The sequence below is a fragment of the Alkalihalophilus sp. As8PL genome (genome assembly GCF_040939795.1).
Lineage (GTDB): Bacteria > Bacillota > Bacilli > Bacillales > Bacillaceae_D > Alkalihalophilus > Alkalihalophilus lindianensis.
Genome location: NZ_CP162550.1, coordinates 93,333 through 116,167 on the forward strand (window position 1 = coordinate 93,333; position 22,835 = coordinate 116,167).

At 36.6% G+C, this 22,835-nt stretch carries 24 protein-coding genes and 4 pseudogenes; 12 read left to right on the forward strand and 16 right to left on the reverse strand.

The annotated features are described in order from the left end of the window. Nucleotides 1–6: 6 nt before the first annotated feature. A complete protein-coding gene (locus AB3N04_RS00440) occupies nucleotides 7–1,206 on the reverse strand; it encodes a hypothetical protein (protein WP_368502839.1) in 1,200 nt (399 codons plus the stop codon). 163 nt (nucleotides 1,207–1,369) lie between these two features. Between AB3N04_RS00440 and AB3N04_RS00445 the strand changes: the two genes are divergently transcribed. The 6 genes from AB3N04_RS00445 to AB3N04_RS00470 all read left to right on the forward strand — a co-directional run bounded on the left by AB3N04_RS00445 (nucleotide 1,370) and on the right by AB3N04_RS00470 (nucleotide 5,198). Further along, nucleotides 1,370–2,482, forward strand: a complete 1,113-nt coding sequence (locus AB3N04_RS00445; protein ID WP_368502840.1) for a D-alanyl-D-alanine carboxypeptidase family protein — start codon at nucleotides 1,370–1,372, stop codon at nucleotides 2,480–2,482. A gap of 100 nt (nucleotides 2,483–2,582) precedes the next feature. Next, nucleotides 2,583–3,269, forward strand: coding sequence for a DsbA family protein (locus AB3N04_RS00450; protein WP_326241245.1), 687 nt, complete (start codon nucleotides 2,583–2,585; stop codon nucleotides 3,267–3,269). Nucleotides 3,270–3,318: 49 nt separating this feature from the next. Further along, nucleotides 3,319–3,690 (forward strand): disulfide oxidoreductase, encoded by a 372-nt coding sequence (locus tag AB3N04_RS00455; RefSeq protein WP_368502871.1) that lies wholly within the window; start codon nucleotides 3,319–3,321, stop codon nucleotides 3,688–3,690. Nucleotides 3,691–3,782: 92 nt separating this feature from the next. Then, nucleotides 3,783–3,998: a hypothetical protein gene (locus AB3N04_RS00460; RefSeq protein WP_368502841.1), complete on the forward strand. Its 216-nt coding sequence runs from the start codon at nucleotides 3,783–3,785 to the stop codon at nucleotides 3,996–3,998. A 19-nt stretch (nucleotides 3,999–4,017) separates the two neighbouring features. Then, nucleotides 4,018–4,311 carry a transposase gene (locus AB3N04_RS00465; RefSeq protein WP_368502842.1) on the forward strand — a complete coding sequence of 98 codons (294 nt, stop codon included), beginning with the start codon at nucleotides 4,018–4,020 and terminating at the stop codon, nucleotides 4,309–4,311. An 11-nt stretch (nucleotides 4,312–4,322) separates the two neighbouring features. Further along, on the forward strand, nucleotides 4,323–5,198 hold the full coding sequence (locus tag AB3N04_RS00470; protein ID WP_368502872.1) for an IS3 family transposase: 876 nt from the start codon (nucleotides 4,323–4,325) through the stop codon (nucleotides 5,196–5,198). Between the two features lie 435 nt (nucleotides 5,199–5,633). Here the strand turns inward: AB3N04_RS00470 and AB3N04_RS00475 are convergent, their stop codons facing one another. Next, nucleotides 5,634–6,233: an SCO family protein gene (locus AB3N04_RS00475; protein ID WP_368502843.1), complete on the reverse strand. Its 600-nt coding sequence runs from the start codon at nucleotides 6,231–6,233 to the stop codon at nucleotides 5,634–5,636. A 237-nt stretch (nucleotides 6,234–6,470) separates the two neighbouring features. Next, nucleotides 6,471–6,800 carry a hypothetical protein gene (locus tag AB3N04_RS00480; RefSeq protein WP_368502844.1) on the reverse strand — a complete coding sequence of 110 codons (330 nt, stop codon included), beginning with the start codon at nucleotides 6,798–6,800 and terminating at the stop codon, nucleotides 6,471–6,473. 635 nt (nucleotides 6,801–7,435) lie between these two features. On the opposite strand from AB3N04_RS00480, the gene AB3N04_RS00485 reads away from it, so the two are divergent. Next, a complete protein-coding gene (locus tag AB3N04_RS00485) occupies nucleotides 7,436–7,564 on the forward strand; it encodes a hypothetical protein (RefSeq protein WP_368502845.1) in 129 nt (42 codons plus the stop codon). A 51-nt stretch (nucleotides 7,565–7,615) separates the two neighbouring features. Here the strand turns inward: AB3N04_RS00485 and AB3N04_RS00490 are convergent, their stop codons facing one another. The 5 genes and pseudogenes from AB3N04_RS00490 to AB3N04_RS00510 all read right to left on the reverse strand — a co-directional run. Next, nucleotides 7,616–8,227, reverse strand: coding sequence for a YdhK family protein (locus tag AB3N04_RS00490; protein WP_368502873.1), 612 nt, complete (start codon nucleotides 8,225–8,227; stop codon nucleotides 7,616–7,618). Between the two features lie 164 nt (nucleotides 8,228–8,391). Continuing rightward, on the reverse strand, nucleotides 8,392–9,786 hold the full coding sequence (locus tag AB3N04_RS00495; RefSeq protein WP_368502846.1) for an MATE family efflux transporter: 1,395 nt from the start codon (nucleotides 9,784–9,786) through the stop codon (nucleotides 8,392–8,394). A 284-nt stretch (nucleotides 9,787–10,070) separates the two neighbouring features. Beyond that, nucleotides 10,071–10,172, reverse strand: coding sequence for a glutaredoxin family protein (locus AB3N04_RS00500; RefSeq protein WP_368502847.1), 102 nt, complete (start codon nucleotides 10,170–10,172; stop codon nucleotides 10,071–10,073). Nucleotides 10,173–10,185: 13 nt separating this feature from the next. After that, nucleotides 10,186–10,866 carry a hypothetical protein gene (locus AB3N04_RS00505; RefSeq protein WP_368502848.1) on the reverse strand — a complete coding sequence of 227 codons (681 nt, stop codon included), beginning with the start codon at nucleotides 10,864–10,866 and terminating at the stop codon, nucleotides 10,186–10,188. Nucleotides 10,867–11,026: 160 nt separating this feature from the next. After that, a pseudogene (locus tag AB3N04_RS00510) lies at nucleotides 11,027–11,955 on the reverse strand (HAD-IC family P-type ATPase); the annotation flags it as partial. 113 nt (nucleotides 11,956–12,068) lie between these two features. Between AB3N04_RS00510 and AB3N04_RS00515 the strand changes: the two are divergent. Both AB3N04_RS00515 and AB3N04_RS00520 read left to right on the forward strand, forming a co-directional pair. Continuing rightward, nucleotides 12,069–12,410 (forward strand): annotated as a pseudogene (locus AB3N04_RS00515) (Tn3 family transposase); the annotation flags it as partial. Nucleotides 12,411–12,519: 109 nt separating this feature from the next. Beyond that, nucleotides 12,520–12,858, forward strand: a pseudogene (locus AB3N04_RS00520) (FMN-binding negative transcriptional regulator); the annotation flags it as partial. A gap of 758 nt (nucleotides 12,859–13,616) precedes the next feature. Here AB3N04_RS00520 and AB3N04_RS00525 read toward each other — a convergent pair. From AB3N04_RS00525 to AB3N04_RS00560, 8 genes are all read right to left on the reverse strand, one after another. Beyond that, entirely contained in the window at nucleotides 13,617–13,739 is a 123-nt protein-coding gene (locus AB3N04_RS00525) for a hypothetical protein (RefSeq protein WP_368502849.1), read from the reverse strand. Nucleotides 13,740–13,766: 27 nt separating this feature from the next. Continuing rightward, nucleotides 13,767–14,477 carry a cytochrome c biogenesis protein CcdA gene (locus AB3N04_RS00530; protein WP_326241235.1) on the reverse strand — a complete coding sequence of 237 codons (711 nt, stop codon included), beginning with the start codon at nucleotides 14,475–14,477 and terminating at the stop codon, nucleotides 13,767–13,769. A gap of 12 nt (nucleotides 14,478–14,489) precedes the next feature. After that, nucleotides 14,490–15,686 (reverse strand): c-type cytochrome biogenesis protein CcsB, encoded by a 1,197-nt coding sequence (gene ccsB / locus AB3N04_RS00535; protein WP_368502850.1) that lies wholly within the window; start codon nucleotides 15,684–15,686, stop codon nucleotides 14,490–14,492. Beyond that, nucleotides 15,670–17,316, reverse strand: coding sequence for a cytochrome c biogenesis protein ResB (locus tag AB3N04_RS00540; protein WP_368502851.1), 1,647 nt, complete (start codon nucleotides 17,314–17,316; stop codon nucleotides 15,670–15,672). The genes ccsB and AB3N04_RS00540 overlap by 17 nt, the downstream gene beginning before the upstream one ends. A 12-nt stretch (nucleotides 17,317–17,328) precedes the next feature. After that, on the reverse strand, nucleotides 17,329–17,856 hold the full coding sequence (gene resA / locus AB3N04_RS00545) for a thiol-disulfide oxidoreductase ResA (RefSeq protein WP_326241232.1): 528 nt from the start codon (nucleotides 17,854–17,856) through the stop codon (nucleotides 17,329–17,331). A 130-nt stretch (nucleotides 17,857–17,986) separates the two neighbouring features. Beyond that, nucleotides 17,987–18,208, reverse strand: coding sequence for a hypothetical protein (locus tag AB3N04_RS00550; RefSeq protein WP_368502852.1), 222 nt, complete (start codon nucleotides 18,206–18,208; stop codon nucleotides 17,987–17,989). Further along, entirely contained in the window at nucleotides 18,198–19,607 is a 1,410-nt protein-coding gene (locus AB3N04_RS00555; RefSeq protein WP_368502853.1) for a sensor histidine kinase, read from the reverse strand. The genes AB3N04_RS00550 and AB3N04_RS00555 overlap by 11 nt, the downstream gene beginning before the upstream one ends. A 13-nt stretch (nucleotides 19,608–19,620) precedes the next feature. Continuing rightward, a complete protein-coding gene (locus tag AB3N04_RS00560; protein WP_326241229.1) occupies nucleotides 19,621–20,319 on the reverse strand; it encodes a response regulator transcription factor in 699 nt (232 codons plus the stop codon). Between the two features lie 93 nt (nucleotides 20,320–20,412). Between AB3N04_RS00560 and AB3N04_RS00565 the strand changes: the two are divergent. The 3 genes and pseudogenes from AB3N04_RS00565 to AB3N04_RS00575 all read left to right on the forward strand — a co-directional run. Beyond that, nucleotides 20,413–20,571: pseudogene (locus AB3N04_RS00565) on the forward strand (transcriptional regulator); the annotation flags it as partial. Nucleotides 20,572–20,676: 105 nt separating this feature from the next. Next, nucleotides 20,677–21,573, forward strand: a complete 897-nt coding sequence (locus AB3N04_RS00570) for a cation diffusion facilitator family transporter (protein WP_368502854.1) — start codon at nucleotides 20,677–20,679, stop codon at nucleotides 21,571–21,573. Nucleotides 21,574–21,990: 417 nt separating this feature from the next. Beyond that, nucleotides 21,991–22,692, forward strand: coding sequence for a zinc transporter family protein (locus AB3N04_RS00575; protein WP_368502855.1), 702 nt, complete (start codon nucleotides 21,991–21,993; stop codon nucleotides 22,690–22,692). Nucleotides 22,693–22,835 lie beyond the last annotated feature (143 nt).

Here is a 22,835-nt window from a genome sequence, read left to right on the forward strand (position 1 = left end):
AACTCCTTAGTTTTTAGCAAAATTCATTATTGACCGATCAAACATTACATATGACCCGTCTGGAAAGTACGCTTTACCATCTTCAAGTCCCTCTATAAATAACTTCGAGGTTCTCGGAATTGTACCAACTTGTTTTCCTTCTTCATAAAGTGGTGTATCTTCCTCAAAACGTATTAACCCTACAATATAATTTACTTCTTTAGTGTTCTCCATATAGTAGCCACCACCAACTTCAAAGCGGTCATTAACATCATCATAAGCATAAACACGAATAGCTTCATTCGTTCGTATCATTCTATGAATATCTCCATTAGCAGTATAGAGCGGCACCTCAACCGCAGGCATTACTCGCCCTACATAATGATTCATATGATAGTCTTGTCGTAAAACATAGTGATGCCCGCCAACATTATACATATAACCATCTGTCCCATACACTCGATACAGTCCTTCTTTCTCTAGCATATAAGCGAAAGAGAATGTTCCGTCATCTTCGCGTTTAAATAAAGGGGTATCTCTTGTTAGAGAAATTCTAGCAAAGGGTTGTCGCTGTTGTGGAATATCGGTATCTCCATTAATCACAATCTTTTTATTTTTAGAATTTTGAAGATAACGATGATTATAGTTTATTAAAAACTGATCTAACTCCTTCTCGCTTAAGTCAGTAAGGTCAAGCCCTTCATAAAAAATAGCATCTCTTTGAAAATAAGTATCTTTATCATCTAAGTTCCACCCAGAGAAATAGTAATTTTCTTTAGGGTCTCCAGCGAAAGCTACAGTTCTAAGCTTATAGTCATTAATACTAGTACCAAATTGATGCATGACTTGTTTATTTGCTCCCCCATACATAATAGTGTCAGCTAAAGGAGCGTTCATATAATTAGGGATTCCATGATGCCATTGATAAGAATAAATCGCTCCATTTAAAGCATCTGCAAAAAACTTCTCAGAGTTGGCGGTATTACTAAAAGTTTGATCCATTATTAACGTGCCAGGTACCTTATTCTGAGTCGAATATTGTGCTTTATTAGTTGTTTCATTTTCAATCAAAATACCATCGAAAACTGCTTTTGCTACGTAATTTTCACCTTCTATCTTATGTGCATTAAATGGATCTACTTCAAACTTAGCACCAGCTGTTACACTAGTAGTGGCGATAGTAGTTGCTAGAACAGTTATACATAATAAACGGAATGTCTTTTTCATAGGTGTTGCCCCCTGTATGGTCAATTATTCTATTTCATTGATTTTTATAAATTTCTTCAACTTCATCGTTTCTCCACAATAGGTCACTATACTGTTATTGATTCTTATTTAGGTTATCTATATTACTACATTCATACACCAACATTGGAAAGGAGATAGGATATTGAAAAAAAAAGGTAAACTTCCCTTTTTGTTCGCATTTCTACTTATTTTTTCACCCTATACTACAGTACTATCTCACTCTGAAGATGAGCTAATACTATTTAGTGAGGCAGCGATTCTTATAGATGCAGGCTCTGGTCAAATACTTTATGAAAAAAATTCAAAGATGAGGATGAACCCTGCTAGTATTACAAAAATAGTTACCGGTATTATGGCGATTGAGCAAGGGAATTTAGACGATATTGTTACAGTGAGTCAGGAGGCAACAGAAGTTCATGGCACAAGTGTCTATTTATTAGAAAATGAAAAGATAAAGTTAAAACAGCTAGTTCAAGGTCTTTTGATTAATTCTGGGAATGATGCTGGTACGGCCATTGCAGAATATTTTTCTAATAATGAAACTGATTTTGCAAATTGGATGAATGACTATGTCAAAACTGAAATCGGTGTTAACGATTCTAATTTTACAAACCCTCACGGACTATTCGATGAAAATCATTATACGACCGCTTATGACATGGCCCAAATATCGCAATATGCAATGAATAATAACCTGTTCAAGGTAATAGTAGGGACAAAGGAATTAGAGTGGAACGGAGAGGGTTGGCAAACTACACTTTACAATCATCACCGTATGCTATGGGACTATGAAGGGGTTACAGGAATTAAAAATGGTTATACTCCTCAATCAGGCTTTACATTGGTCACGTCAGCGACAAGGAATAATATCGACTTGATTGCTGTCACCTTAAAATCTCCCTCCTCTCAACAAGCATATCAAGATACAGGAGCATTACTTGATTATGGATTTGATACGTATTCAGTTGAAACGTTATCAAATAACACTTTGTTTGAAGATGAGGCAGGTACGGAATACAAGCTAAACGACAACCTATCTTATTTGGTACCAAAGAACACCGAAGTTACAAAAAAAATTCGTAATGGCTTATTGGTAATCAAGAAACAGGATGGATCGATTCTTCTTAAGGAGGAGCTTAGTAAAGTGGTGAAACCAGATGAACAAAAAGAAGTCACTCAATCATCCGAAGTAGAGTTAAGTAAGCCAAATAATAATTGGATTCAGCAGATTTTACAAATTTTTAATATCTTTTAACACGATCACATGTGTAGAGAATGAATGGGTAACCTAGTTAGGCAACAAAATCCAGACTCTCAATCAGGAGTCGAATTATAAATTAAATGAGGTGTAAAGGATGTCTATAAATACGAACCGATCATCGAAAAGACTTGTATGGGTCACTTTAGCTGTTATTGTGTTGGGTGCTTTTGCTATTTTCATATTGAACCAAAAAAATGAGACGAGCCAAGATATTCAGTTTGACTCCCACCCCGATATAGAAGGACAACCAACTTTAGGGGACGCAAATGCTCCTGTTTCAGTCGTTGAATTTGGTGATTACAAATGTCCAGCGTGTAAAGCATGGGATGAATCGATTCTTCCTCAATTAACAGAGGATTATATTAAGACAGGTGAAGTCAAATATTCATATATTAATACGCCGTTTCATGGAGAAGAGTCTGGTTTAGCTGCATTGGCCGGTGAGTCTGTCTGGAATCAGAGCCCTGAGGACTTCTGGGTTTTTCATAAAGAAATCTTTCGTCAGCAACCTCCAAGTCAAAGTCATGATGATGCCTGGATAACACCTGAGAAGTTAATTGACATTGCTAATGAGGTTGATGCCGATATTGATCTTGAGCTATTGGCAAGCGATCTAATGAATCAAACCTATGTAGAAGATGTTATTGCTGATCAAGAACAAGTTCAAGAATTTAACGTTTCATTAACTCCAAGTATTGTAATTAATGGGACCATGATTGAAGATCCATTTGATTACGAACGAATGAAAGAGTTAATTGAAGAAGCGCTGGAGGCAAAGTAGGATGGCAAAACGATCGAATCACCAGTTTTTTTTATATTTAGCCTGGCTCATTTCGTTAGTTGCAACACTAGGAAGTCTGTATTTTAGTGAGGTCCGTCAGTTTGTCCCATGCGAACTTTGCTGGTATCAACGTATAGCCATGTATCCAATAAGTGTTGTATTAGGGATTGCTGTGTATCTCGGTGATCTAAAGATAAAAAGATATGTCCTCCCCCTTTCCTTCATTGGGGGAAGCATTTCTCTTTACCACTATTTGGTTCAAAAAGTTCCTTACTTCGCACCAATTACACCATGTGCAGAAGGTGTACCTTGTAGCATGCAGTATATTAATTGGTTTGGCTTCATCACCATTCCTTTTCTTGCGTTAACAGCATTCGTTCTCATTACTGTATTGTTATTATTTGTGAGAGTAAAAAAGTAAATGGCGTTAAATGAACTGTTCTAAATAATAGAAAATGTGGAGAAACAGTAGGAAAATCTAACACATAAGCAACGTGGAAGGAGATTAAGAGTATGTCGTCTGTATGGGGTTTCGCCTTATCTTTTATTACAATCTCGCTCATATTTTATTATTTCTATTTAACGAGAACGAAAAGCATCGAAGAAACAAAGAAGTGGAAGAAAGCCTCTTTTATTTCAGGAGCTATTTTATTTTTCATTGCTCATAAAGTTAGTATAAAAAGTAGACACGTAAAATCGAGTACCAGTTATAATACAACTAATACTTAAAAGAGGGACGTGTCTATATATGGGGAAACATCATGATCGGGAGTATAAGGAACATGTGGCAAAGTTAGTAGTAGAGGAAGGGCGTAAAATTTCTGATCTCTCGTACGAATTAGAGATTTCTTATTCCACAATTTCCGGTTGGGTTAGAGAATATAAACTGAATCAACGTCGTGAAAAGGGAGAAGCTGTGCACTATACTCCATCCGAGGTAGAGAAGCTTAAACGGCAGTATGATAAAGAGTTAGAATCCTTGAAAGAGGAGAACGAAATCCTAAAAAAGGCCATGCACGTCTTCACGAAAAACCAGAAGTAAAATATGCTTTTATTCAGGAGAATGCCGATGTCTTCTCTGTTGTGAAGATGTGCTTCGTATTGAATGTCTCTAGAGCCGGTTACTATAAGTGGCTAGAACGTTTAGATCGACCGGAAACGGAGAAAGAAGCCTTGCGAAAAGAGCTCTCTCAAAAGATTAAGAAGTCTTATTATGAGAGTGACGGTACCTACGGTAGTCCTAGGGTTCATCAGGACCTTCTAGATTGGGGCTATGAGGTATCACAGAAGACAGTCGCAATAATAATGAGAGAGTTGGGACTTAAGGCTATTCTGGAAGAGAAGTATGTGGTGACCACTGATTCTAACCATGCCTTACCAATCGCTCCTAATCTTTTAAAGAGAAACTTTACTACGTCAGCTCCAGATCGAATATGGGTGACTGATATCACGTACATACGTACCTTAGAGGGTTGGGTTTATTTGGCGACCGTCATGGATCTTTTTTCCCGTAAGATAGTGGGATATTGTATGGACAAAGAAATGAAAAAAGACCTGACACTAGCAGCGTTAAAAATGGCATTTAGTACCCGTTCTCCCTCGGAGAACCTGATTCATCATTCCGATCGTGGTTCCCAGTATTGCTCGAAAGAGTACATTGATTTATTAACGAGTAAACAAATTCAAATCAGTATGAGTCGCAAGGGTGATCCATATGATAATGCTTGTATTGAATCTTTTCACGCGACTATAAAAAAGGAATTAATTTACCGTAGACGTTATACTTCACGCGCTGAAGCTATTAGATCAATTCATTATTACATCAATAATAGGTATAACACTCGCAGGAAGCACTCTTCGTTAGGGTATTGTTCTCCAAGAGAGTTCGAGGATAATTACCAGTTTTCAAAACTACAAGAGGTATCGTAATTTTGTCCATTTACCTTTATGGGGGGATGGACAAGGTTTTTCGTCTCCCCCTCCATAAAGGGACAGCAAGCGGAGTGCGGTAGGGTTTTCCAAGCTGTGCTTTCCGATTTTATGTGTAAACTTTATTGACATAAGACCATTATCATTCTTTTTTTTACTATTACTTCTCTATACTTTCGTGAAAAAGGCACCTGCAATTTTTTCCTTTCTCATGAGTTTGTTTTTTGTTTTATCGGCCTATCTGGGCTTGATGACAAGTATTCAATAAAGGTGGTTAACAAATTTAATAAATTCACAATTATTGCGTTTCATCTGCCTTTATTACAGGATGTTCGATCGAAAATAAAACAACTAAAGAGTTATATCACCGACAGAATATGAATAAAAAAATCAATGCTCCCTTCATTTTTAAAGAGAGCATTGATCTAATTAATTCTACTCGTTTACTGTTGCAATCAAATCTTCAATAACCTCTGTTTGGTCCGTTATCATTCCATCATATCCTCGAATAACTTGACCTTCTGGATCTACAAGAAAAAAGCGTGTAGTGTGCAAAATATCTTCACTGTCTTCCAGATTTTCGACAGGTGAATTAAAAGCTTCTATTGAGAAATCCTGAAAGTCTTCAAAGGCGTAGCCAGTGAGAAAATACCAGTAGCCTTCTTTTGCTCCAATATTTTGACCATACTTTCGGAGGTGTTCAGGCGTATCTCTTTCGGGGTCAACGGTAAACGAAATAAATTTCATCTCAATTCCTTCATCAATCATTGCATCTTGAAGGCTTATCATATTCGGTGTCATGATCGGACAAACAGTTGGACAATTAGTAAATACCATCTTTGCAAGCCAGAATTGACCTTTCAAATCTTCGCTACCATACTGTTCATCAAATTGATTAGTAAATTCAAATTCCGGTACAGCCATACCCGATTTTGATAAATCAAAATCATTTGTAGCCGAATCTCCGATTGAATATAACCAACCGCATCCGCTTAGTAACAAGAGCAAGCCTAAAATAGATAAAAAATGTTTCATTTCTTTCCAATCCTTTCTTTTTCACTTTAACCATACCACTTTTTCTTTTTTTCTTTCCACAGTTCACTCTCTTCACTATCTGCATATGTAACTATTTCAGTGCCAACATTAACAGCTCCAGGGACTTTAATCTGCGTTTACAGCGCTGGTGGTTTCAAGCTCCTCACCTTTCCTTTCTTCCCATTCATGCAGGAAATGTAGATAAAGCCAGTATCAGCACAAACACCGACAACCCCATTACCAATTATCCCATTTCTTTTCTATAATACCTACTTCTTTTAGAAAGCTAGTAATTAAACGATCCCTTTCACCTTTTAAGGCATCCTTAGTACAGGACGATTCCTGTTTGTAGTCTATATCCTGGGCATTTTGTAAAGTTGACTCTTCTAGAAGATTTGTTGCATTTGCTTGATCAAAACAAACAGGAGCAATGTACGTTTTATAAGTATGTTCTAGAATAATCCGAGTATCGGGGGACGGTAGGGTCTCTCTAGGAATGATAAAGCTTAAAAGAACCATTATCGATATGACTATCGAAAGGATGATTCTACCTTTCTTAATTTGCATAACATTCGCTCCTTTTAATTTTGCAACTTATATTTTTTTGCTAATTTTAAGCGATATAATTTCACTTACAGGTGGAGGTTAACGAGATAAGTAACTTCTTCCTTAAACTCTAATCCTTTCCGAACGCCAAAAATTTTTATGATATTCTCCCTCTAATATTTCTATATTCCGAGAGGATATTTATTTTAGGACAAGATCAATGTACCGATAAAATGTGTTGAAAGTATGAAAAAAGCATACAAAGAATAAAAGACATTAATATGTCAAATTCTCGGTGTCCCTTCCCTCTAGAGGATGAATATTTCACTGTCTGATTTCACCAGCAATAGTAAACTTGATGCTGGCTTTTATTACACAGAGAATGAGGATCGTGACTGGTATCGATCCAACTTTCAGGTCTGGAGGCAGAATCCTTTTTTGGACTGACTGTTCACCCTGAAAATCAGGATCAGCTAGCCATTCTGACTGATCGAGGAATTTTTGAATCCAAAGATGCGGGCGCTACCGTCACCTTATTTGAGGAAACAGAGGGTACTAGTGCCACCTTATACACAGAGAATCAATTTTACCACGTTAAAAACCAAACTTTATTCTCTCTTGAGGGGGAACTTGGAGTTATCCCTTTAGAGGAATTAGTGCTTTATCTCGCGGTGAATCCTTCAAACCCTGATCAGATTTATGCAGTAACTGGGGACGGAACGGCTGCTGTTACGGAAGATGGCGGAATAAACTGGTTGAAAGAAAAAATTATTCCATCAGAATAACAAAATAACCGAACACTAAATAAAGCTGAGAGGAAAACTCTCAGCTTTTGATTATTCAGCAGATAATTCGCTTTCTGTCACCCATTTATGATTAGTCACTTCTTCGCCTGATTCCAAAGGGAAATCGATCATATATACAGTAGTTTCTTCTACAGAGTCAATGGTAGCCGTTGCCCCATCCATTCCCTCCATATGATCAGCTTCTACTTGCACTTCATCACCTTCAGCATAAGGCTCACCTGGAGCGTCTGTAATTTCTTCATGAATGATCCACTTGTGATCCTCTACACGTTCACCTCCACTAGTCGGATCATATGAAATACTGTATGCAACGGTATCGTATGCACCAACAATCGTTGCTTCTGCGCCTTCCATTCCTTCCATGTGAGCTTCGGTGATAATGGCCGTATCCCCTACTTCAAAAGTTGGATTTTCTGCTTCTTCTAACCCTTCAGGTATTTCACCTGATCCAGACATATCCATGCCTGAATGGTCCATTCCCTCCATTGAATCACTTTCGTCCATATGATCCATATTTTCTTCCATGTGCTCATTCATGTCACCTGAACCCATTTCATCGTCGTTGCCGCCACATGCTACAAGTGTTGCGCTAAGAGTAAAAGCCAGGGCGCCCATTAATAACTTATTTTTCTTCACAATCATCCCTCCAAAATTTTGATTCAAGTTTAATCTACCAAAATAATGTGTAGAAACTTTGCAAAAAGGACTTTTTTGTACATTGTCACAGATACTTTTATAAATTGGGTATTAAAAGGACATTTCCTAAAGGGCGCATCGAGACCCTTCTCGTTTTCCTTCAATATATATTAGTAATTATTTACACAATCATCTAATTCGGGCTGTTTGGTTTTTGGATGACAAGGAGCGTCTTTTTGTACTTCAATGCTGATCCATCTATTCGTTTCAAGCCTGTACCATAAGACGGCGGCTCTAAAGATGATATCTACTCCTATAGCAATCCAAACACCTGTTATCCCCATTTCCAGCTGGATGGCCAATACATAAACCAGACCTGTACGGATTACCCACATTCCGGTAGTAGTAAGGTACATGGGATACTTTGTATTATTTGCACCTTGGAAAGCGCCTGTAAGAATGAGGACAATGGCTAGAAAAGGCTGGAAGAAAGCAGCGATTTTTAATGCAATCCCAATTTCAGCTATAACTACTGGATCCTTTGTAAAGAATGTGCCTATCCATTCTCCTAAAAAGAACAACCCTGCTCCCATAGGTAACATAAACCCGGCTGAAAGAAGGGCGATTAATTTTGCATAACTTTTCGCCTCTTCAAAATCACCCGCACCAATTTGTTTTCCGACAATGATGGTGGCTACAGCGGCAAAACCATATCCGATCATATAAGAAAAGACCTCAATATTTCCTGCAATCTGATGAGCCGCAAATGTATTGGTACCTAAAGCAACGATAAATCCGAAATAGATCACTTGGCCAATTCTCATTGCCAGCCGCTCACCAGCAGCCGGTGTCCCCAGGTTGAGTAATTCTTTTTGATGACTCATATCAAAAGACCAATCCTCATTTGTAAACGTGATATCTTTGCTTTTTTTAATGTAATATACCAATAAGGCTGATCCTATAATTCGTGAGATAACCGTAGCTAATGCGGCGCCAACAATATCTAAAGCGGGAATAAACAGTATTCCAAAGATCAATACAAAATCCAATACCGCATTGACTACATTGGCTGCAATGGTCGCTTTCATAGGAGAGCGTGTATCCCCGACACCTCTTAGGATGCTGCTTAGTACAAACATATAGGACATAAATATGGATGGAATGGCAACGATCCGAAAATAAAGTGTTCCGGTTGAAAGAACAGCCTCGTCGACTCCCATTAACATGAGTAACGGCTCTGCAAAAATGAGTGTCACCACACCTGTTAAAGCCCCTAGAATAGTGGCTAATATAAGGGATTGCTGAGCAATATGAGAGGCTCTTTTGGGCTTTCCAGCTCCTATGGCGTTCGCCATTAATACATTTACTCCCACTCCAACGGCCATAAATATGGCAAAATAAATCGCGAGGATTGCATTGGTGACTCCGACTGCTGATACTTCGACCAACCCTAATTGAGCAACAAAAAACGTGTCAACAAAACCCAGCATGGTTTGAAAAAAATTTTCAATCACAGCGGGGAGGGCAAGGACGATCACCACTTTTAGCCTGTCTTTTGTACTCAAGGTCTTGTCCAAAGTATTGTTTGAAATACTCAACATTATCACCCCGATTCTATGTGAAAAGAGAGCTATATTATCAGGTTGATAAAAGTCATCAAATAATACAGCCCTCGCTGTTATCATTGGTTTATAAGACCTTTAATTTCTTTTTCATTGTTTTTAAATCCGATATAAACTAAAGGTTTTTTTAAAATTCACCTAACAGAGAACGTTCTCTAAAGACAAACGCAGGGACGATTCGGGCCCCGGATACTTTTATTATTGTTCCTCTTTATCAGGACTTTGACTCAAGTCATGTTTACATAATTCACATCATTGTCCTTGAGGTATTTCTTAGCCTCCTGACAATCGCTGCAAGTGGGACGTGTATATAACGTTAAGGTATACATGGAACCACATCTTTTACTGAACTTTTAGAACAAAAGGAAAGGCGAGAACGCCTTCATCACTGAATTTAAATTCAGCCCAGAGTTTATATGTTCCTTCGTGGGGAAAATGCGCTTCAAACACCGTTGTATCATTTGATGCCGGATGAACATGAATGAAATTCTCCACGTCTTCATCAACAATGACTACGTGGCCCAAGGCCCCAAGATAGGGTTCTGGTGTCTCTCCTTTTAAGTCAAAGGCTAATTGAACAGGTCCCCCAGCTGTTAAGGTTACTTCTTCCAGTTCAACCTCTTTGCCATCGACTTTCTGTAACCATTCATCATCCGGTTGAAGCTCTCTCGTGGTGTGAAAGTGTTCGACCTCACCTACTAGAAGCTCATTAGGCTCGACTGCATACACTTTGTCTTTAGGATTAATATCTACAAAAGCATAGTAGTGGCCCTCGGGAATGTCGAGGTCATTTTTAAATACACCGTCTTCTTCTTTTATAGGGTGCACATGATAATAATCCTCTAAATCATGACTGATGAGGATAAGGTGCATTAGTTCTTCATGTGTTTCATCTAACTCGGGAACGCCCCCGTCTTGATCTTTTACTTCGATAGTTAGGGCTTGATTATCCAGTTGAATATTAAGGTCGATTTCAGAGTGCCCTTCATCGGGGTGATGGCAATGTTCGTGTTGATGGTCCATAGAATTTTCCTCCTCATCGTTGTGTTCATGTGAATTGTCGTTATGGTTCTCGTGGTCGTTGTGCATATTACCGCTTTCCAAAGGATTCGCTCCGGTCACCAGACTGTATCCTCCAATAACAAGGAGACAAGGCCTGAAAACAACCATACTTTTTTATTGCTCAATAGGCCGCCTCCTTTTTCCCTAGCTTTATTTTCTGTAGTCGTAGTGCATTTAATACAACGGACACAGAACTAAAGGCCATGGCGGCTCCTGCAACCCAGGGAGCAAGCAACCCGATGGCGGCTACGGGGATGGCAGAAGTGTTGTAGATAAAGGCAAAGAACAAATTCTGCTTAATGTTTCTCATTGTTTTTTTGCTCATGATGATCGCATCAGCCACACTGTTTAAATCCCCACGCATGAGGGTGATATCGGCAGCTTCTATGGCAACATCGGTACCTGGACCAATGGCCATGCCAATATCGGCCACCGCCAGTGCGGGTGCATCATTTATCCCATCCCCAACCACGGCAACTTTCTTACCTTGTTTCTGCAATTTTTCAATTTCTTCACTTTTTTGTTCGGGTATGACTTCAGCTATGACATGGTTAATCCCAACCTGTTTTGCAATGGCTTTTGCTGTTCACTCATTATCACCGGTCAGCATAATTATTTCCAGACCAAGATCAATCATACGTTTTACGGCCTCTTTTGACGTTTCCTTCACGGTATCTGCCACGGCAATTACACCGGCAAGGCGGTGATCAATGGCGATCAGCATGGCCGTTTTCCCTTGGCTTTCCAATGACTCCATTTGTTCAGCAACGCTGTCTTCAAGTGCAATGTTGTTTGCTTTGATAAGGTTACGAGTCCCCACATAAATGGTCTTTTGATCGACAATTGCTTTAATTCCGAAGCCCGGTATCGCTTCAAAGTCAGAAGGGCTTCCCAATGTAATATCCTTCGCTTTTACCCTTTGACAATAGCCTGGGCCAGGGCATGTTCTGAATTGCGTTCAGCTGTACCCACAAAATAAAAGACATCTTCTTCATAAAATCCGCTTCCGATTGTCAAATCGGTCAGTTCGGGCTCACCTTTTGTAACAGTCAACCTTTTCATTTATTGATTTGAGGTTTTCCTCTTAGGAATATTTTTCTTACGCAATTTGTGATATGACTTTCAAACAAACTCCTAGTTCCTCTAATGCTGCCTGAGACTGGAGAAGAAAAATACAAAGGGGTTTGAATAAAGGAGAGGCCATGAATGGATTAGCAAGAGCCATTTTCTTTGGAAAACAAGGTGGGCTTAGGGAACGAACCATACAGCATCAATTGCAAAGGGCCAGCGCCTTTAACATAATCATTAATGGCATCAATATATGGAATACCTTACATTTAACAAAAGCAGTTGAATATCAAAAACAGGCTGGTAGTTTTAATGAAGAATTATTGCCTCATATATCACCTCTAGGTTAGGAACATATTAATTTGCTTGGAGAATACCATTTTAATTACCATAAAATGGTTTGTTCAGATTCTTTAAGATCATTGAAATTTTCTTAACGTTGTTAAAAATAGAGAATTCGTCAGGAAAATAGGCTTATCGTTGTAAATCCGCATTTTCCTAACGGTACCCTATGAAACGAATCAAGCAGTATCGACATGGAATTAAGCAGTATCGACATGGAATTAAGTGACTGTTCATTTTTATGGAGAAGTCGAGTTGTTAAAGGATGAAATTCAATTAAAGGAACCCTTACATGAAATGGTATTGAAATATGAAGCACCTGATAGTTCATATAGATTACAAGATGTAGATGCTGAATTTCTCTCTGGAATGAAAAAAGGGATACAAGGTTTTAAAATTAAAATTAACAAGATAGAAGGAAAAGCTAAGTTGAGTCAAAATCATCCATTACAGCAACAAGAGCTAGTTAATCAACAAGAACAATTTTCAAACACGGATGAGCAACAGATTTCTTTATTAATTAAGGCAAATCTAAAAAAGTGATTGTTTAATGCTAACCGTTACATTATTTTTAGAAGAACAACTTACAAAACGTAAGCTATATACTGCGTAGTACAACGATACTATTCACTAAATATAATAATCCACAATTGTATCGATAGAGTAAACCGAAAGCCTAATCCCGCTGTAAATGAGGAGTAGGTTTTTCACTTCAAAACCGTTGATGTTCTTCTATTGGTAAACACGTTGTCAGCAAGTGGTAAATTCCGTGGAAACTGTTGGTAAAAGACATGGAACAACTGGTACATTCTTGTGGCTGTAATCAGTATACAAGCTTGCATCAAAAAAGAGGGGTGGGATAGTAACTACGAGAACTGCTACAATTATAATAATTGGGGTATAATATTTAGCAAACCTATAAATAAACGCTTAGGTACCCTAACTGAGCACAGAGAATGACCATTAACAACGATCCCGTCCATTGCTATCTTTTATTCGGGTTTAACATACATAATATCGCCACCATAATGTCATCTACATGAACAGTTAGCTCTTGACTGTTGCTTCGAATGAGGGCTTCTTTTCGAGCAGTTTTCATTATAGCTCGGATTGAGTTTCTTGCCCTGTTTATCGAAATATATATTAAGGTATTCAATTGAAAAAAGGTGCTGAATAAAGCACCTTTAACCTCGATTTCTTTCATTTTATCTATGACCATATTAAATATATCACTGATTACTTTAGGACTTTTTTCTTTTTATAAATTCCACTTCAGTAATCCCCCCATTAATAAAGCGTTCTTATAATATATCATAGGGAGATTTCGACTTTTGTTCTTGCTGAAAAATTAGCTTCATCACAAAAAGTAGAAATGTAATTAGAAGTAAAGCAATAATAAGTATAATCATTATTTGCGACATCATTTCCGTACCCCCTTCTTACCTCCTTGTCTAGAATCCCATAAATCCACCAAATAAGTTATTGATTAAATAAAAAGTTAATTTTGTCATCCAATCAAAATAAAGCATAATTCCAAATAAAATCATAAGTACTCCACCAATTTTCATAAACAGATTCATATATTTTTTTATCCAGTTCATTTTTCCAATAAAGAAGGTCATAAAGAAAAATGGGAGTGCGAACCCAATACTATAGGCACTCATGTAAGTCATACCGGATCCTGGATTTGTAAGGCTTAAAGTAATAACCGCGGTTAATATTGGACCGATACATGGTGTCCATCCAGCCGCAAATGCAATCCCTATAAAATAAGTACCGATAAAGCCAGTTGGCTTTTTCGATAATTGCAGCTGATGGTTTTTCATCAAAAATGACGGTTTGAATAGGCCAAGTGTAAACAATCCAAAAATGACGATTACAATAGCTCCAATTTGCCTTATTAATTGATTATACATAATAAAAAATTCACCAATCAATGAGGTTGACATACCCAAAACAATAAATATCGTTGAGAAGCCCAATATAAAAATAAAAGTGTGTAACATAGCGATCGGTGAAATATTTCTACCCTTTCCCTTTAGATCTTCAATTGATACACCTGTAATATACGAGATAAAAACAGGGTATAAAGGTAAATTACACGGGGAGATAAAGGATAAAACCCCTGCACCAAAAGCCAAAAAGATATTTATTTCATCCATATGAATTCCTTCCTAAGCATAAGAGTGAAGCCCGGCCACGACTAGATTTACCACAAGTAAGTTAAACATAATCAAAGCAAAGCCAATCACTAATAACCATGCGGATTTTTCCCCGTGCCAGCCCTTTGATAAGCGTAAATGTAAATAGGCCGCATAAAAAAGAAAAGTAATTAAAGCCCATACTTCCTTAGGGTCCCAACCCCAAAATCTGGTCCAGGCGATTTGAGCCCAAATCATCGCAAAAATGAGAGCACCGAGTGTAAAAATAGGGAAGCCAATTAAAATAGAGCGATAACTTACTTCATCAAATAAGTGTGGATTTACACTCTTTACTAATGGCTGAAGTGCCGCAGATAGTCGATTTCTTAGTGTCAATCTTAATACGACGTACAATAAGCTCCCGGATAAAATAGACCATAAAAATGTGTTCAATTTCCTTGGAGCATCGACACCTTTCATCCAACTGGGTGTTTCCAATAATGGACCAAACTTATCTTCATCGAGGTGAACTAATTCTCCTTCATGAGGCCCTACAATTGCTGGTAATTCATAGCTTATTTGGGTTTCTACTCCTAATTCATTCACCCAATCAAATGTTACTGAGTAATTCATGGCTGAAGCCCCCCATACAGTAAGGGCAATTCCGACAGCACAGATCATTGTATAGATGATAGTCTCAAGCCAAAATGTTTGTTTCGACTTTTTAGATTGATCAATAACTCGAATTAAATAAATTAAACCGGCAATGAACCCTATTCCAAGAATCCCTTGTCCTACTGCTGTCGTGATGACATGTATGTGTAGCCAATTAGACTGTAAAGCAGGTATTAACGGTGAGATATCACTCGGAAATACCGATGCATAGGCAATAATAATAATGCCTACTGGTAACGTAAATATACCAAGTACAGATTTTCTGTATATTAAATATAAGATAAGAAACGCTAAAATAATCGTCATGCCTAAAAACGTGATGTATTCAAACATATTACTAACTGGAGCATGTCCTCCTGCCATCCAGCGAGTAATAAAATAGCCCAGTTGAGACAAGAAGCCTACACTTGCAATAGTAAAGCCAATTCGTCCCCATCTTTTACTCTTTGTCACCTCTTTCTTTTTTTCAAAGGAAAGTGTTAATGAAAAAAATACTAATGCAACGATATAGGTAAAAAAAGCAACCATTAAAAAATTACTACTCACTTCCGCCATATTTCTCCCTCTCTTTCTCCTCATTTATATTCGTTTGATCAGTAACTTGACTGAGATTCACTTTTTCTGCCATTCCATTAATCTCTCGAGCAAATCCAAACCAATTTTTATTCGTATGTGCCGCTATAATGACACCTTCTGCTTCTTGTCTTATCCAAATACGTCTATGAGTCCAATAGCTTCCTTGCACGAGTCCAATCATAAAAATGACTCCTCCTACCACTAAAAATGGCAAGGTAAAGTCTTTTCTTACGGTTAAGCCTGAAACATGATTCATATCAACCCCAGCCAATCTGATTATATAGGTATTCGACTCATTAGGGTCAAAATTGGAACCTATTGATAAAAAACTTACTTCAGACTCTTCTTTTTCTGGGCTATTCACCTCAAAAATGAAAGCTGGATTATCAGGTATACTTGATTTCGTACTTGGAACTCCCTCACTATTTAAATAGAAGTCAGGAAAGTAGTCTTTCAATGTAATCGTGTAATCATTGATTTCGTAGTTCATTTCAGGATTAAATAGATCAACACGTATCTGTCCTATTTCTTCTTCCGTTTCTTCATTAATCAATTTAAAGTCCATGGCTTTAAATTCATTTAATTTATAATTCAGTTGATATAGGGCAAAGCGATCAAACTTCAATGGTTCATTCACACGAATATCGTAAGTCTTTATTTCTTGAAGATCTGGATCCCCCCTTAATTGATCATAATTTTGATTCCGGTACAACGTTACAGAAGTTTGGTATGTTTTAACGACAGTTCCTCCAGCTCGTTGGATTGCATTTTGAAATGTTTCATCATCCTCATCATATAACTCTAGTAAAAATTGATCGCTTTCTAAATAGTACTCACCATTTGTTCCTGGGATTGAGCTCGTTTCCCCATCTCTAATCCACATAAACTCGTCTACAAACAACTCTGGTGAAAATCGAAGCATTCCACCTAATAAGAAAGTAATTAAGCCAATATGGTTCACGTACGGTCCCCACCTTGAAAAACGCCCCTTTTCTGCAAGTAATGAGTCTCCATCCGTAGTCACCTTATACTTCTTTTCTTCTAATTGTTTAATTATGTTGTTTTTAACAAAATTAAATTTTAAGTTGTTCGTCTCACTTACAAGCCGTTGTTTTTTCATAAAAGTAACATGTTTCTTCACTCGTTGATTCTTCAAGGAACGATACAATGGAAAAAAGCGATCTACACTCGCAATAATTAATGAGACAGTTAAGGCAGCTAGTAGTAATAAATACCACCATGACTTGTAAAGATTATGAAACCCTAAATCATAATAAAGCTTTCCCAAAAATCCAAATTCATTTTCGTAATACTGTCCAATATTAATGTTTGTAGGAATATACATATGTTGAGGAAAAATTGTTCCTATTGAAGAAGCAATCAATAAAATCACTATGATCCAAACCCCTACTTTTACGGATGAAAAGAAATTCCATATTCGATCCACCACGGATTTATGGTAGGCTTGAGAGCGTCTTGCTGCCCCTTCATATCGCATATTTAATGTTTTTTCATTGTTTGCCTGTTCTGAAATAGGCTTACCACACCCTCCGCAAAGTTCAGTTCCTTTTGGATTTGTATGGCCACATGAACAGGATAAAAGTTTCATAATCATTCACTCCTAAGGTCTGATGCTTTCCATGTATTCTTGAATATCACTCTCTGACATTAGCCCCGTAATAACTTGGGTCACCGTTCCCTCTGCATTAATGAGAAAGGTTGTCGGTAATGGAATAACGCCGTATTTTCTGACTACATCAGCATTCGGGTCCATAGGGATAGGAAAAGTTAAACCATACCGCTCTACAAACCTTTTCACCGGTAATTCTCCTTCTCTAACATTCACTGCTAATATTTCAACACCCTGACTTTTATAAACCTCATATTGGTCTTGCATATAAGGCATTTCGCGTTCACATGGTGGACAATATGTTCCCCAAAAGTTGAGAAAAACTCCCATACCTCGATAGTCGGCTAATTCAACTTCATTTCCATCCAAATCTGACAGAACAAAATTAGGTGCTTGGTCACCAACTCTAACGGCTGACGCTTTGTTTGAATTCATGCTCGTATAAAGCATATATCCAACCGCTATGGCAATAATTAAAAGGGCAATAGTCCGAATAACTAATCTTTTTTTTCTTTTCATTCATACCTCCAACTTTATGACCTATTCATTTTTATGGTAAGCAAAGAATGTGTAAAAAATATGGAGGATTAAAAATTCATACACAAAAAATGTACCTGTGAAGTAATTTCTCAGGTACATTTTAATCATGTTATTTTAATGTATTACTACTTCTTTTACGATGGACACGAAAATAGTAAAAGAAACTAAAACCAATAATAAGTGGTACAAGTGCATATAAACAGATAGTAAAAAACATAAAACTGACTTGCCTATGAAAGTCAGGAAAGAGCCAAACAGCAGGAAAAGTTAAACAACCTAATCCTGCTACTATAAATACGATAACAATGGTCAACTCTTTTTTATTCATCATTAAAAGTCTCCTGTTCTTTGTTGTGCCGCGGTAATGTAATAGAGACAGTTGTTCCCTTACCAAACTCACTAGTAACAATTATTTCACCATCATGTAAATCAATTAATTGTTTAACAATGGGTAACCCTAAACCAGCCCCCCCATATTTCCGATTTCGAGATTTCTCTACCCTATAAAAACGATCAAAAATAAAAGGTAACTCATCTTTATGCATACCTACACCTGTGTCATTAATTTCAATAAGGACAACTTCTTCATCAGCATGGACGCATAAGGTAATTACGCCGTCTTTTGTATACCTCACAGCATTTTCTAATAAATTAATAAAGACCTGCTCTAAACGTAATGGATCAGCGTATACATATATGCTTTGCTTTATATGGTTATTAATTTGTATAGAAGTATTGCGTTCTAATGCATGCAAAGATGGCTTCTTTACGACAAAATGGAGAAATTCATCTACATTTATTTGTTCCTTATGAAGTGTAAGCTTCCCCTCATCTATTTTCGTTAAATCAAATAAATCGTTGACCAATGAAGACAAACGATTAGCTTCTTTTTCAATAATTTCAAGATATTGTTGTTGTTCTATCTCAGATTTCCAAAGTTTTTGTTCTAGAGCTTTTGTATATCCTTTTAAATAAGTAATAGGTGTTTGTAGATCATGTGTAATATTGGCTATAAATTCTTTTCTTTGGCTATTAACCCTTTCTAATTCAGCTGCTAGGTCATTAATAGCAATACCTAAGGAGCCTATTTCATCGTTTGATTCCTCTCGAACTCGGATAGCAAGGTCACCTTTAGCCATTTGTCGAGTTGCTTTTTCCATGCTCACTAGTGGTTGTGAAAGTTTTGTCGAAAAGAAAATAGCGAACCCAACGCCTACAAGTATTGATCCAATAATGGCAATCATTAATAACCATTGTACAGTTTCCATATAATGTAAAATACTCTCTAACGATGAAAACATAATAACATGTCCTCTTACATTATTAAATACAATGGGTGATGCTGTCGCTAAATACGTTAACCCATCTAGTGTTTGGAAAGAATTTGTTAAGTATGAGTGGTGTTCATTTTCAAGTAACTCTGACAAATAAAGAATGATTTCATTATCTAATGCAATATTTGCATTAGCCAAAATCTCTTTATCCTCCATCATAACAATTAACTTTTGGTTGGCTAACCTTGCTGAAACTTCTACAACTTCCATTCGACTTTCAATGCTGTTGTCATTAATTAAAGATGCATATTGTGTGGCTAAGTTAAGAGACTCATCTTGAGCTTGCTGTAAATTAAATTGATAAAAAATTTGGTTAATAACAAAACCTAAAGGAAATAAGATTGAGACGAGTAATATAATCATTGTAACACTTAGTTTTATGTTAATTCGATTCATAGATATCACTTCTTCAATTAAATTTATACCCTATTCCCCAAACTGTGGTAATGATCTCTTCTGAAATACCTGCTGATTCTAGCTTAGATCGAATATTTTTGATGTGGGAATCTACTGCTCGTGTAGCACCTATATATTCGTCATCCCAAATCAATTGAAGTAAATCTTCCCTAGAATAGACTCTGCCTGGAGCTGAAGCAAGCTTATATAACAGATCAAATTCTTTTGCCGTAAAGGTGATCTGATTATTTTTATAATAAACTTGTCGATTTTCAAATAAAACTTTTAATCCATTTTTTAATATCAAATCTCCACTGTCCTCATTCTTATTCTGATAAGATACTCTTCTCAAGAGTGCTTGTACTCTTGCTACTAATTCTTCAGGTTCAAATGGCTTAACTATATAATCATCAGCTCCTAGGTTTAACCCCATCACCCTATCGTGTAAATCTTTTCTTGCAGATAACATGAGAATAGGGGTAGTCGATATCTTTCTTACTTTTTGACAGAACTCAAAACCATCCATGATCGGCATCATTAAATCTAATATAATAAGGTCACATCGATCTGATAGTAATTTGATATGCTCTAATGCTTCTTCCCCATTGGATGCTTCAAATATGTTATATTCATTATCAGTTAAATAAATTTTCAACAAGTTGCGCATTGTCCATTCATCATCAATAATTAATATATTTTTTCTAGCTCTCATCACTATATCTCCTTTATTATCATCTCAAACTAACATATAGTATAAATGTGTAAAAAACGTGGAGAGATAAAATTGTTTATTACATACAACAATTCCCTAGGCCAATCCACCGTATCACATTAATTAAGATTTCTTAAAAACTTAAGGTTGGTAAAATCTAGCAGAGTCGGTACTTCTATGTATTATTCTCCAGAAGATGAACACGTTATTAATATACTTGAAAAAACGATTCAACACTCTTCTCATTATTAAAAGAAAAAATGAATTTTTGAAGTAGAGTGTTCAAAAGTAAAGTATTTATGATAAAAACATTATATGAATATATGTTCATATAATGTTTTTAAGGAGGTTGGAACTATGGGACATCACCATTCTTCTACTGGTCAGGCCAACAAAAAAAACCTTATTATAGCAATGATCATTATAGGAAGTTGGATGTTCATTCAATTTTTAGGAGGACTTTGGACAGGAAGTTTGGCACTATTAGCCGATGCAGTCCATATGTTTAATGATTTCTCTAATTTATTTATTAGCTTGATTGCTATCATCCTTGCAGCAAAAGCAGCCACGAAAAGACGAACTTTTGGTAATCATCGTTACGAAGTACTGTCTTCTCTGCTAAACAGCTTAGCCTTGTTAGCTATTGCTTTCTTTGTTGTTAAAGAAGCGATTGATCGTATCATTTCACCTCAAGATGTTATGGGCGGTGCCATGATGATTATCGCCACCATCGGCCTCATCGCAAATATTGGTGCTATGTTCGCTTTAACTCGAGGAGATGTTAAGAACAATTTAAATATGCGAGGAGCTTATTTACATGTATTGAGTGACACATTAGGTTCAGTGGCAGCCATTGTAGCTGCTTTTATCATTTACTTTACTGACTGGAACATCGCAGACCCTATTCTAAGTATTCTTATTTCACTCATGATTGCTTTCTCAGCATTCCGACTACTTAAAGACACTGTTCATGTATTATTAGAAGGCACTCCAGATCATATTGATATCGAACAAATCAAACAAGATTTACTACAAATGAAAGGTGTTGAAAATGTCCATGATTTGCACGTTTGGACCATTACATCTGGAATTGATAGTTTAACCGTGCACCTTATTATTAATCCTCAATATATTAATCAACAAGACGCTCTTATCCAAGCTAATCAATATGTACGAGAAACGCTTGATATCGATCACAGTACGATACAAATTGAAACTGATGATATGAGGCGGTTTGAAGACCAAAATATTTAAAGGAAAAGACGTTTGTGTAGTTATCTTTACACAAACGTCTTTTTTTATTTCCGTATTGTTAAGGAATAAACTTATGTGGGTCTACCGAGCTAGATTGTTTATTGCAAACTAAAATGTAGGCTATGGATTGCTTTTGTGTAGGTGAAGCTACAAATAACAGAACCGAGAGAACATGACCTTCGCCGTAAATGGATTGTGAAACGTAGCCTAATAGTACCAAAAGAGCAGCTGTAATCAATAGCTCTCTTCACCCCTAGCCAAAAAATTATTTAAATCCATCCTAGTACACTCTTTTGCTGACACTTTACATTATTCATTACTTGACCAATTTATCACCTTAGAATTCTTGCATATCTTTTTATAGTTAGCCATATAACCAAATAAGGTTTACTTCTAATATAATAGGGAGGAAACAGAGTGGGTATAACAGCGATCATAATTGGGGGATTTCTATTTTTAAGTGTGAGTTTAGGAACTGCTTTGGCATTAATGTTTTCTAGGTTATTAAAAATACAAAATTCCGGAATATTCCTAATATGTGGCGGATTCCTTGTCAGTTTGTTATTTATTGATATACTTCCCTCTTCATTCAAAGAGTACGAACACGTCGGGTTAATGCTTGGACTCATATTGGGTTATATTATTTTTTTGATCATTCATCAACTTCTTGAAAATTCAAGTCCAAAACAAAATAATTCTGTTCATTTATTAGCTCTTGCCATGTTCATTCACACAATACCGATTAGTATCACAATCGGAACAGTTATACACGATTCAATCCTTACATCAGCTTTTATAACAGCAACCATTCTCCATCACATTCCTGAGGGATTTGCGTTAACTTTAGTTATGGTTGCAAAAGGTAAAAAGATATTTAAGCTTTATTTATATTTTTTCGTTTGTTCTATAATCTTTATTGGTTTTATGATGTTAGGTCAATTTAATCTTTTTTCAATCAGATTGAATACTATACTAATGGGAATATCCATTGGGTTAATTGCTAGTACAAGCATAAAAGAATTTATTATTAATAGAATGGACGACTTACCAATCAAACAGTCTATAACATATACAACTATAGGAATAGGAGTAAGTTTATTATTCCAACTACTTTTATAAAATAAAATTCACAATGTATATGTATATTAAGACCATTAAGACTATAATTAATGTCTAATGCCACCTGCAAAAAGGAGGTGGCATTACTTATGTTGTAATATAAGAACCAATTATCCAATAACCAAAGCCATAAAGAGCCAAAA

Bases quoted from the DNA above. Each gene is read 5' to 3' on its own strand.
- AB3N04_RS00440 (WP_368502839.1), bottom strand. From the start codon at position 1,206: ATGAAAAAGACATTCCGTTTATTATGTATAACTGTTCTAGCAACTACT.
- AB3N04_RS00450 (WP_326241245.1), top strand. From the start codon at position 2,583: ATGTCTATAAATACGAACCGATCATCGAAAAGACTTGTATGGGTCACT.
- AB3N04_RS00460 (WP_368502841.1), top strand. From the start codon at position 3,783: ATGTCGTCTGTATGGGGTTTCGCCTTATCTTTTATTACAATCTCGCTC.
- AB3N04_RS00465 (WP_368502842.1), top strand. From the start codon at position 4,018: ATGGGGAAACATCATGATCGGGAGTATAAGGAACATGTGGCAAAGTTA.
- AB3N04_RS00475 (WP_368502843.1), bottom strand. From the start codon at position 6,233: ATGAAACATTTTTTATCTATTTTAGGCTTGCTCTTGTTACTAAGCGGA.
- AB3N04_RS00480 (WP_368502844.1), bottom strand. From the start codon at position 6,800: ATGCAAATTAAGAAAGGTAGAATCATCCTTTCGATAGTCATATCGATA.
- AB3N04_RS00490 (WP_368502873.1), bottom strand. From the start codon at position 8,227: ATGATTGTGAAGAAAAATAAGTTATTAATGGGCGCCCTGGCTTTTACT.
- AB3N04_RS00500 (WP_368502847.1), bottom strand. From the start codon at position 10,172: ATGTATACCTTAACGTTATATACACGTCCCACTTGCAGCGATTGTCAG.
- AB3N04_RS00505 (WP_368502848.1), bottom strand. From the start codon at position 10,866: ATGGACCATCAACACGAACATTGCCATCACCCCGATGAAGGGCACTCT.
- AB3N04_RS00525 (WP_368502849.1), bottom strand. From the start codon at position 13,739: ATGATGTCGCAAATAATGATTATACTTATTATTGCTTTACTTCTAATT.
- AB3N04_RS00530 (WP_326241235.1), bottom strand. From the start codon at position 14,477: ATGGATGAAATAAATATCTTTTTGGCTTTTGGTGCAGGGGTTTTATCC.
- ccsB (WP_368502850.1), bottom strand. From the start codon at position 15,686: ATGGCGGAAGTGAGTAGTAATTTTTTAATGGTTGCTTTTTTTACCTAT.
- AB3N04_RS00540 (WP_368502851.1), bottom strand. From the start codon at position 17,316: ATGAAACTTTTATCCTGTTCATGTGGCCATACAAATCCAAAAGGAACT.
- resA (WP_326241232.1), bottom strand. From the start codon at position 17,856: ATGAAAAGAAAAAAAAGATTAGTTATTCGGACTATTGCCCTTTTAATT.
- AB3N04_RS00550 (WP_368502852.1), bottom strand. From the start codon at position 18,208: ATGATGAATAAAAAAGAGTTGACCATTGTTATCGTATTTATAGTAGCA.
- AB3N04_RS00555 (WP_368502853.1), bottom strand. From the start codon at position 19,607: ATGAATCGAATTAACATAAAACTAAGTGTTACAATGATTATATTACTC.
- AB3N04_RS00560 (WP_326241229.1), bottom strand. From the start codon at position 20,319: ATGAGAGCTAGAAAAAATATATTAATTATTGATGATGAATGGACAATG.
- AB3N04_RS00570 (WP_368502854.1), top strand. From the start codon at position 20,677: ATGGGACATCACCATTCTTCTACTGGTCAGGCCAACAAAAAAAACCTT.